This window comes from Flavobacterium sp. (assembly GCF_020217025.1).
GTDB lineage: Bacteria > Bacteroidota > Bacteroidia > Flavobacteriales > Flavobacteriaceae > Flavobacterium.
Genome location: NZ_JAIWOF010000222.1, coordinates 1 through 10000, shown reverse-complemented (window position 1 = coordinate 10000; position 10000 = coordinate 1). Strand labels below are relative to the sequence as shown.

9 protein-coding genes, 1 pseudogene and 1 riboswitch are annotated in these 10000 nt (G+C 32.7%); of the genes and pseudogenes, 4 read left to right on the top strand and 6 right to left on the bottom strand.

Going from position 1 to position 10000, the window contains the following annotated elements; all coding sequences use genetic code 11:
• Window positions 1–1027, bottom strand: a 1027-nt coding sequence (locus tag LDL23_RS11675; RefSeq protein WP_291265855.1) for a TonB-dependent receptor plug domain-containing protein, incomplete at its 3' end; no start/stop codon positions are given.
• A gap of 404 nt (window positions 1028–1431) precedes the next feature.
• On the opposite strand from LDL23_RS11675, the gene LDL23_RS11670 reads away from it, so the two are divergent.
• Window positions 1432–1998: a pseudouridine synthase gene (locus tag LDL23_RS11670; protein ID WP_291265854.1), complete on the top strand. Its 567-nt coding sequence runs from the start codon at window positions 1432–1434 to the stop codon at window positions 1996–1998.
• Between the two features lie 58 nt (window positions 1999–2056).
• Here LDL23_RS11670 and LDL23_RS11665 read toward each other — a convergent pair whose 3' ends face one another.
• The 5 genes from LDL23_RS11665 to LDL23_RS11645 all read right to left on the bottom strand — a co-directional run bounded on the left by LDL23_RS11665 (window position 2057) and on the right by LDL23_RS11645 (window position 6897).
• The gene (locus LDL23_RS11665) at window positions 2057–2818 is read right to left on the bottom strand and encodes a dienelactone hydrolase family protein (RefSeq protein WP_291265853.1); all 762 of its coding nucleotides are present in this window, start codon (window positions 2816–2818) and stop codon (window positions 2057–2059) included.
• 69 nt (window positions 2819–2887) lie between these two features.
• On the bottom strand, window positions 2888–3673 hold the full coding sequence (locus tag LDL23_RS11660) for an ABC transporter ATP-binding protein (protein ID WP_291265852.1): 786 nt from the start codon (window positions 3671–3673) through the stop codon (window positions 2888–2890).
• A gap of 2 nt (window positions 3674–3675) precedes the next feature.
• On the bottom strand, window positions 3676–4701 hold the full coding sequence (locus LDL23_RS11655; protein ID WP_291265851.1) for an iron ABC transporter permease: 1026 nt from the start codon (window positions 4699–4701) through the stop codon (window positions 3676–3678).
• A 25-nt stretch (window positions 4702–4726) separates the two neighbouring features.
• Window positions 4727–5857, bottom strand: coding sequence for an ABC transporter substrate-binding protein (locus tag LDL23_RS11650; protein WP_291265850.1), 1131 nt, complete (start codon window positions 5855–5857; stop codon window positions 4727–4729).
• Between the two features lie 215 nt (window positions 5858–6072).
• Window positions 6073–6897, bottom strand: a complete 825-nt coding sequence (locus tag LDL23_RS11645; RefSeq protein ID WP_291265849.1) for a T9SS type A sorting domain-containing protein — start codon at window positions 6895–6897, stop codon at window positions 6073–6075.
• Between the two features lie 38 nt (window positions 6898–6935).
• Window positions 6936–7137: riboswitch (cobalamin riboswitch) on the top strand.
• Between the two features lie 80 nt (window positions 7138–7217).
• On the opposite strand from LDL23_RS11645, the gene LDL23_RS11640 reads away from it, so the two are divergent.
• The 3 genes and pseudogenes from LDL23_RS11640 to LDL23_RS11630 form a co-directional block, all read left to right on the top strand.
• Window positions 7218–9155, top strand: coding sequence for a TonB-dependent siderophore receptor (locus LDL23_RS11640; RefSeq protein ID WP_291265848.1), 1938 nt, complete (start codon window positions 7218–7220; stop codon window positions 9153–9155).
• A gap of 113 nt (window positions 9156–9268) precedes the next feature.
• Entirely contained in the window at window positions 9269–9784 is a 516-nt protein-coding gene (locus LDL23_RS11635; RefSeq protein WP_026724733.1) for a sigma-70 family RNA polymerase sigma factor, read from the top strand.
• Window positions 9765–10000 (top strand): annotated as a pseudogene (locus LDL23_RS11630) (hypothetical protein); the annotation flags it as partial. The gene LDL23_RS11635 and the pseudogene LDL23_RS11630, both read left to right, overlap by 20 nt.

The following is a 10000-nucleotide window of genomic DNA, read 5'->3' as shown; positions in this document are numbered from 1 at the left end:
GTTTTTCGTGTTTCATGTTTACAATACTTCGACTTGTATTTCCGCCTTCAGTATCATCAATCGCTCCAAAACGTCCAATTAAACCCTGATCAACTGCTCTTTGCGGAATTTGTCCGGAAGCGTTCCATTTGCTATCAAAATGAAAAACAGAGAATGATAATTTAGAAGTTTCGTTATATAAAGTGTATTTAGAAAATAGATTAGTTCGATTGAAATTTTGTGGAGAATCAAAGTAACTATCGGTTTGCAAATACGAACCAGAAAAATACAAACTCTCTTTGTCTGAAGAAATTAAATTGAACATTCCTCGAATGCGCTGTGTATTGAATTGCCCAATTTCTAAAGCTACTTCATCGTTTTTGATTCGGTCTTTTGTACTGAAATCTACATAGCCTACAGTAGCTAAATTTCCTTTATTGGCAAAATATGAACCTTTATCAAAATCTACATTATCAACAGTTTCAGGTTGTAAAAAGTGTAAATCAGCATACCCTTGCCCATGTCCGTGAGACACCATGTTTACGGGAACTCCATCAACAGTTATGGCAATATCGGTTCCGTGGTCGATATCAAAACCGCGTAAAAAGATTTGTTCTGCTTTTCCGCCACCAGCATGTTGGCCAATGAATAATCCGGGAACAATTCGCAATAGTTCTTGAGGAGAATTTACTGGATTTATTTTCAAATCAATTTTTGAAATTTCGTGTAAATGATTCAGTTCATTCGTAATTACCACTTCTTTTAAACTTACAGCTTTCGGAATCAAAGTGTAAATTCCTGCTTCGGTAAGAACGGTTCTTATTTCATCGAAATTTTTGTGAGAAAGACTAATGCTATCACCAATTTTTGAATTTTCTAAATTAAATTCTCCTTTATAATTGGAATGCGCATGTGATTTGTTTTGGATATTTTGAATGTAAACATCTGAAAGAGCAATTCCTTCTAAATTAGTAATTTTACCTTTAATGGATTGACTATTAGATACAATTGAAATAAAAAGAAAGAAAATCAAATACTGTTTTTTCATCAGAATGGTTTTGGCTTTATAAGTGGCATAAAATTACAAATGTTACATGGATTACTGTTAAATTTCACTTCAATTATTTTAAAATTTAAAGCCAATATAACTTAGTCGATTTTTATTGATTTTGGTCGATTTTGAAAGATAAAAATTTGTTAAACCTCAAATGGTTGATATTCAATTGCTCAGAATGTTGTACTTTTACTATGTGATTTTGATTAGTTATTGAATATATCGTTAGTTACATATCTAAAAAGAGATTCAGTCGTTTATTCCTCTCAAGTTATAGCAGATCAGAAAAACGTAATAAATCAAAATCGACACAGGGAGGTCTTAAATAAGGCCTCCTTATTTTTTGTATCACTCCAACAGTTTTTAGTATCTTCGCCACACCAAAATAAGATTTCTACATGCATCATCACTTTCTTATTCATAAACCTTACGGTTATTTATCGCAGTTTATTTACCAATTAAAACGCAAGAAAAAGTTGTTGGGCGAATTATACGATTTTCCCGAAAACACCATGGCTATTGGTCGTTTAGATGAAGATTCTGAAGGATTACTTTTATTGACGACAGATGGCATGATGAGCGAAATTGTCCGAAGTAAAAAAGTAGAAAAAGAATATTACGCTCAAGTCGATGGATTGATTACTGAAGAAGCTGTTGAACAATTAAGAAACGGTGTCGAAATCGGCTTGCACGGCAAAAAATACAAAACCAAAAAGTGTAAAGCGTTTAAATTAGAATCTGAACCAAATTTAGGCGAACGCGGAAAAAAAATTCGCGATGAGCGTCACGGTCCAACATCTTGGGTTTCGATAACTTTAACCGAAGGAAAATTTCGTCAAGTACGAAAAATGACATCAGCTGTTGGTTTTCCTACATTGCGATTGGTTCGTGTGCGTGTAGGTAACATTCATTTAAATGATTTGAAAGCGGGTGAAGTTTTAGAGGTGAGTAGTTTTGATGTATAAAAAAAACAGTTACTTCAAGTGAAATAACTGTTTTTCTATTTTTGAAATACTATAACGATTATTTGAAAATCTCTAAGAAAAACGTTTTCATTGCTTCCCAACTTCTTTTATCGGCTAATTCGTTGTAAGCAGCACCTTTGCTGTTATCGCTTCCCGCATCTTTGTGAGTAAAAGCATGAACTGAATTTGCATAATAATTCATTTGCCAATCCGCTTTCGTCTCACGCATTTCGTTTTGGAAAGCTTCAATTTCTTTTGCAGGAACATAAGGATCATCGGCTCCATGTAACACTAAAACTTTTGCTTTAATTTCGTTTGTTGGACTATTCGCTGCTTTTCCTAAACCACCATGAAAAGAAACTACTCCTTTTACATTTAAGTTGCCACGAGCCGCTTCGATAGCACCTGTTCCACCAAAACAATAACCAATTACTGCGATTTGATTTTTATCAGCACCAGCTTTTACTAATTGGTCAATCGCCAATTGAATTCTTTTTTGGTATTCAGCAGGACTATTTTTGTAGTAACCTGCATTTTTTCCAGCTTCACCCGTGTTTTTTGGATTGTTTCCAACGCCGTAAATATCAGCCACAAAAGCATGATAGCCTAATTTAGCTAAAGCCTCTGCTGATTCTTTTGAGTGCGCATCAATACCCATCCATGCAGGTAAAACGATAACACCAATTTTCTTTGGATTTGCTTTTTGTGCTTTAGCAAAAAATCCTTCTAATTTTTGATTACCGTCTGCGTAATCTACTTTTACTAATTGTCCAAAGCTTTTCATAGTAGCTAGGATTAAGGTTAAATAAACGTATTTCATATTTTTTTTTGGTAAAATTATGAAAATTGAAAATTCGAAGCGTTAAACAAAAGGTAAAATTAGGATAAATTATTTGATTTTGAATTTGCCAATAGTAGCATCAAAAGTAAGATGTTCGGTATCAAACAACGTATTAAAAATCCCAGTTTGAATTAAATTACAAGGTTGGTCTTGTACAATTTGATTTGGCGTAAACACAATCATTTCGTCTGTCATTTGAATCGCTAAATCGATGTCATGTGTAGAGTAGAGGATGGTTTTGCCAGTTTCATGAGTTAATTTTTGCAACAATTTTAATAAAGTCGCTTTATGAACCAAGTCTAAATGCGTTGTAGGTTCGTCTAAAATGATAATCGAAGTATCTTGAGCCAAAGCGCGAGCAATCAAAGCAATTTGCAATTGTCCATCGCTAATTTCATCATGTTTTTTGTGAACCAAATGTTGGATTTCTGTAAGCGAAATAGCTTCTTCAATTTTAGTTTTGTCTTCTTCTGATAACGTTCCTAGCCAATTGGTGTAAGGCTGTCTTCCTAACGCAATGATTTCGTAAACAGTTAAGTTACTTGGTGGTAATTTTTCGGTTAAAACGATGCTTAATTCTTGAGCTAAATCAAGTGGTTTGTAACTTTGAAACGATTTATTTAGTAAAGTAATTTCACCTGATAATGGTTGAATAATTCCAGTAATTGTTTTTAATAAAGTAGATTTTCCGATTCCGTTTTCACCAATTAATGCGATTAATTTGCCTTTTTCTAAACTTAGATTGATATTTTGAGCAATAGTAATCGCTTCCGATTTGGATTTGTAGCCAATCGAAAGGTTTTGTGTTTGTATGGTGAAATTTTGTTCGCTCATGGTTAAAATCGTTTCTTTTTAACTAACAACCAAATCACAACTGGAGCACCAATTACTGATGTTATCGCGTTAATTGGTAGAGTAATATCATTTCCTGGAACTTGCGCAATTGTATCGCAACACAACATGACAATGGCGCCTAGTAAAAGCGTACTCCAAAACAACACAAAATGATTACTCGTTTGAAATAACAATTTCGCCATATGCGGAACTGCCAAACCTATGAAAGCAATCGGGCCTGCAAAAGCGGTAATACTTCCTGCTAAAATACTGGTTGCGATAATGATTAAAAAACGCGTTTTCTTATAATTGATTCCTATGCTTTGAGCATATTTTTCTCCCAATAATAAAGCGTTCAACGGTTTGATAACCATGAAACTAATGCCAATTCCGATAATAACAAAAACGGATAAAAGCGAAATTTCATTCCAAGATAAATTAGAAATGCTTCCCATTGACCAAAAAGTGAATTTCTGTAATTTTTCAGCTGTAGTAAAATAGGATAGCACCGAAACAATGGCACTTGTAAAACTTCCAAACATTAATCCGACAATCAGAATTACCATGGTGTCTTTTAGTTTTTTCGATACCAATAAAACGGCCATAAAAACCAATAAACTTCCTAAACTCGATGCTAGAATTAATCCGTAATTCGATAAAAAGAAGGATGAGATAAAGGGTGGTAAAAATCCAGTTCCTAAAATGACAAACGCTACTCCCAAACTCGCACCCGAACTCAATCCTAAAACATAAGGTCCAGCCAACGGATTTCTAAACAACGTTTGCATCAACAAGCCGCTCATTGAAAGTCCAATTCCAACTAAAATTGCGGTTATGGCTTTTGGAAAACGGAAATTCCATAGAATAATCTCCCAACTATCCTTACTCATGTCTTGCGATAAAAGTCCGTTAACTACTTCTTTCAAAGGAATAGAAACTGAACCCAAACTAATATTCACCAAAAACAAAAACACCATTGCGACAAGCAAGAGGATGAAAAGAAGGTTTTGTTTTTTGGTAAACGACATGAATTGAAATTTTGGCTAAATTACATTATTTTAACTTCTCGAAAAAAAACAATTCGTAATCGGGTAACATTTCGGGATGTAAAATTTTTACGATGTCTTTTAAAACCAAATCAGGTCGGTTTTGTGCTAATTCGTAATAGATGGCACCGCCAGTTTTTCCTCTTTTAGTACTAAACGAATACACGTTTTTATTTTTTACCGCTTTAAAGTAAATGTAATTGGGATTACTTTCTAAAATTTGTTTAATGGAACCAAATTGCCCAGGTCCAATCCAAAAATCAGCATCTTTGGCTTTGTCTAAAACACTTTCGAAAGATAAAGCTAAGCTTCCTGTTCCTTTGGAATCTTTCCATAGGTAATTTCCGTTGGCTTCTTTTAAAAAATAGGCTGCCCAACTATCGCCTTGAGGTAAAAACCATTGGTCTTCGTAGATAGCGCCGGCAAAAATGGTGGGTTGGGTTTTAGCATTTTTTGCTAAAGCTAATACGGAATTGTATTCTTTTTCAATCGAATTGAAAATCTCGTTTGCTTTTTCGTCTAAATCATACAAAGCACCGAAGAATTTAATCCATTCCGCTTTTCCCAAAGGTGTTTTTTCGGTCCAATCGCCATTGAAGATGATTTTCTGACCGTTTTTTTCTAAGTTTTTGTAAGTTTTTAAATCGCCATCTACACTAAAACCAACAATTACATCAGGTTGAATGTCTAAAATAACTTCTGTGTTCAATCCTTGATTAGAACCTAAATCGCGCACTTTTCCAGCATCGATTAAAGCTCTTGTTTTTTCAGATGAAATGTATTCTGTTGTTGGAAAACCAATTAAAGTATTTTCAACTCCTAATGATTCTAATGCTGGAATATGTGTTGTTGAAGTAACAATTACCTTTTTTATTGGCACTTCAATCGCAGTAAATTTTTGTAAACTATCTGGTATTTGAGCGCCTTTTTTATGAAGTACATAAGTGTAATCTTTTTTCGCTTCAGGATACGCATTCGAAACTTTTACCACCGAGAAATTATCATATTTTTCAATAGAAAATCCTTCTGCATGTTGAATGCTGTTTTGCACAGAAGTAGGAAGATTTGATGAGTTTTCAGATTTTTTACATTGGATGAACCCCAATAATAAAACAACTAAAATGAAATAGTGACGCATGAAAAATTTTTTTGCAAAAGTAGTACTTTACATTCAAACACAGATTATATGTAACAAATGATGCCAAACGATTTATCAAAAACCACTAAATTTGCCATAAAAAAACATGAGAACAGATTCTAACGCTTTCCTTTATGCAGTAGCAACTATTATTTTAGCACACTTTGCAATTGGCTTTATTTGGTTGTGGCGTAAGATGAATAAGAAGAAGTAGGTTATTTCTTTATTATTTTTTGTCTGTGAACTTCACTAGAATCATTGGTAAGTTCAATAATGTATATTCCTGAATTTAAATTTAGAAGCGAATTTTTAAAATTTTCAAATTGGTTTACATCAGTTATAATCTTTCCATCTAATGAAAAAAGTTTGTAATTAGTTATAAGATTATTACTATTAATTTCAATTTCATTTTGAAATGGAATTGGGTAAATCTTAATTAAATTACTAGAAAATTCTGGGGTATTTAAAAATACTAAAGGTGCATAGTGAGAAGAACTTATAACAGAGTTGTAATTAATTAAATCGTTTTTTAAATTGATTACATTACAATCACATTGTAAATAATAGTTTTGAAAATAAGTTACATTGTGATTGAATAAAATAGAATTAAGACTACTATCATTAGTTATCACAATCCCATTTGAATCAGTTCCGGTCTGTACTCCTATGTATGGATTTACTAAATTATACATTAAAACATCCCCAAAAGTTTCAAATTCTGGACTTATACTAACTTTAGTTACAAGTGAAGAATAATTTTCTAAATCAGTTATAAATCCATTCAAATTAGTTCCTGAGTATATTGCGAAAATAGCATTGGTGTTGTCAATTTCATGAAAGTTGTCGGTAATTGTCGTTACATTATGATTCTGAAAAATAGTATTCAAACCGGCATCTGATGTCGAATCATTGTATGGATTAATGGGGTCATTTAGATTAGTAGTAACATAAACGCTAGTGGAGTTGGTGGATATTTGAACATAATTAAGTTGTGCAAATCCTGAAAAACAAATGAAGAAAAGTAAAATTATTTTTTTCATAAAATATATATTTGCTCAAATCTACAAAAAATATAATACCTTTGCACCCGAATTTTGGTTGTTGTTTCTGAATTTTTCAAAACAACATTAAAAGGGAATTAGGTGAAAAACCTAAGCTGTACCCGCAACTGTAAGCTATCAAGCTTGTTATTTTCTACATTACCATTGTTCGCCTTGGCGAATGAGAAGGTTGATAACAAGACGCAAGCCAGGAGACCTGCCACATTCGTTGAGTAACAAACTTTCGGGAAAAAAAGTTTGAGTATGGGTAAATTCTGTGCTTTTCTCCCCAATTTATTAAAATTTTTATTAACCCTAAAATGAACAAAAAGTTTATTGGCTTAAGTGTATTTACACTAGCTACTGTTTTTGCGTATGCTCAAGAATCAGATACGCTAAAAGTGACTAATTTAAAAGAAGTGGTCGTTTCCGACACAAAATTTGCGCAAAGCAAAGAAAAATCAGGTAAAATTATTGAAGTGATTACCGCTCAGGACTTAGAAGCCAAAAAAGGTCAAAATTTAGCTAACGTGTTGAGTCAGGTTGCTGGAGTGGAAATCAACGGAAATCAATCGTTTAATGGAAAAAATTTAGGCTATTACATTCGTGGTGGTCGTAATCGTCAAGTAGCTATTTATATTGATGGTGTTCCAGTTTCTGATGCTTCAGGAATTAATATTGAATATGATTTACGTTTAATTCCAGTAGAACAAATTGAGAAAATTGAAGTCATGAAAGGCGCTTCGAGTACATTGTACGGAACTGGAGCTGCAACTGGAGTTATCAATATCACATTAAAAAAATCAGCTAAAAAAGAAATTTCGGGTAATGCGTACATCAATATGGGAACGCAAAATACTTCAAATGCTTCAAAAACGAGTGCTCAAGATTTCAATCAAGGATTATCGGTAAATGGAACAATCAATAAAGTTTCTTACATGACGACTTTAAACAGCACCGAAACGAAAGGAATGTCGGAAGCTGCAGGAGAAAATTTCGAAGAAGATACGTTTTCAAGAGTGAATGTGTTGCAGAAAATTGGTTTCAAGGCGAATGATAAATTGAGTTTTGAATTTTTCGGAAATTATGACCGAATCAAAAACACATTCGACAATTCGTTTGATGGTTTTATTGCTAATTCTGACGATTTGAATAATAATAGTTTTTCGGAACAATTCAGAATTGGATTCTTACCAAAATACAAATACAACAAAGGAGAATTTGCAATTAACGCAGGAGCGTCAACAATTGATAGAGTTTTAAATATTTCAAATTCATGGTCGGGAACGATTGATAATTACAATTATTCAGGAAGAAGTGTTTCGATTGATGCTTTTAATAAATATAATTTCAGCAAACAAGTGTATTTGGTTCTAGGTGCTCAATATCAATATTTCGATATGACACAAAAAGACGCTTATACTAATGTAGCAAGAGAAGGAGCGAAGTTCAATTTGTTAGATCCGTATGCTACTTTGGTTTTTAATTCTGAATTTGGTTTGAATGTCAATGCAGGAGCTCGTTTCAACACGCATAGCGAATACGGAAATCAAATAGTGTATAATTTTAATCCGAGTTATTCATTTGAAAATTTACCATTGAAAATTTTAGCCTCGTATAGTACAGCTTTCATCACGCCAAGTTTATACCAATTATATGGTCCTTACGGAAATTTAGACTTAACTCCAGAAGAAAATGCTACGGCAGAATTTGGTTTCGAATCGCAATTATTGGATAAAAAATTAACAATAAATGCGGTTGGTTTTTATAGAGAAGAAGAAAATACATTTGGATTTTTTACTAATCCAATAACGTTTGCTTCAAATTATATTAACATCGACGGAACTTACAATGCAAAAGGAGTAGAAACAAGCGTTCGTTATACCTTATCAGAACGTTTCAACATTGGAGGTAATTATACTTTCACAGAAGTAGAACAACAATTAAACCGATTAATTCCAAAACATAAAGGAAATGTTGACTTGAATTACAAATTCAAAAGAGGAACTTTCGGAATCAATTATCAATATGTAGATAAAAGAAGCGATGCCTATTACGATTCGAATATTTGGGCAACGCAAGCTGTTAATTTAGCCGCTTATCAGTTGGTTAATTCGAATATTTCATATGAATTATTACCAAAGCGTTTACATATTTTTGGAACTGTGACTAACATATTTAATGAGGATTTCCAAGAATTAATTGGATACAATACAAGAGGAAGAAATTATAAATTAGGTTTGAATTTCATGTTTTAACTAAAGTTTAATTATTTGATTTTAAAAGGTTTTGATATTTTTTTATCAGAACCTTTTTTTATTTGTAACAAAATTAAATTACATTCGTCTTCATTATAAACCAACCAATTACTATGAACCAAAACGAGTTTGTACAAATAATCACTCCTTTTAAGGATAAGTTATTTCGTTTAGCGAAGCGAATGCTTGTGAGTACGGAAGAAGCAGAAGATGCGACTCAGGAGGTTTTAGTGAGGTTGTGGAATAAAAATAGTGCTTTAGAACAATACAATAGTGTAGAAGCTTTAGCGATGACGATGACCAAGAATTATTGTTTGGATCAACTTAAAAGCAAAAGAGCTACTAATTTACAAATTGTACATAATAATTATCAAGACAAGCAAGCGAGTGTTGAAACACAAATAGAGCATCAAAATACGTTGCAATGGGCAGAAAAGTTAATGAACGATTTACCTGAACAACAACGATTGATATTACAACTTAGAGAAATTGAAGAATACGAATTTTCGGAAATTGCTCAAGTATTAGAAATGAATGAAACAGCGGTTCGAGTAGCTTTATCAAGAGCACGAAAAACCTTAAGAGAACAAATAGAAAAAACACATAATTATGGAACTCAAGTTAGTTGAACAATTATTGGAAAAATACTTTCAAGGAGAAACTACAATAGCAGAAGAAAAACAATTAAAGGCCTATTTTTCTTCCAACGATGTGGCGCCGCATTTGGCAAAATATCAATCACTATTTGGTTACTTTGAAACACAAAAAGGAACGCAATTCGAGCAAAAACTCCCATTACAACCTAGAAAACAAAGTACTGTAAAATGGATAGGTATTGCAGCAAG

Bases quoted from the DNA above. Each gene is read 5' to 3' on its own strand.
- LDL23_RS11655 (WP_291265851.1), bottom strand. From the start codon at position 4,701: ATGTCGTTTACCAAAAAACAAAACCTTCTTTTCATCCTCTTGCTTGTC.
- LDL23_RS11640 (WP_291265848.1), top strand. From the start codon at position 7,218: ATGAACAAAAAGTTTATTGGCTTAAGTGTATTTACACTAGCTACTGTT.
- LDL23_RS11665 (WP_291265853.1), bottom strand. From the start codon at position 2,818: ATGAAATACGTTTATTTAACCTTAATCCTAGCTACTATGAAAAGCTTT.
- LDL23_RS11650 (WP_291265850.1), bottom strand. From the start codon at position 5,857: ATGCGTCACTATTTCATTTTAGTTGTTTTATTATTGGGGTTCATCCAA.
- LDL23_RS11635 (WP_026724733.1), top strand. From the start codon at position 9,269: ATGAACCAAAACGAGTTTGTACAAATAATCACTCCTTTTAAGGATAAG.
- LDL23_RS11645 (WP_291265849.1), bottom strand. From the start codon at position 6,897: ATGAAAAAAATAATTTTACTTTTCTTCATTTGTTTTTCAGGATTTGCA.
- LDL23_RS11660 (WP_291265852.1), bottom strand. From the start codon at position 3,673: ATGAGCGAACAAAATTTCACCATACAAACACAAAACCTTTCGATTGGC.
- LDL23_RS11670 (WP_291265854.1), top strand. From the start codon at position 1,432: ATGCATCATCACTTTCTTATTCATAAACCTTACGGTTATTTATCGCAG.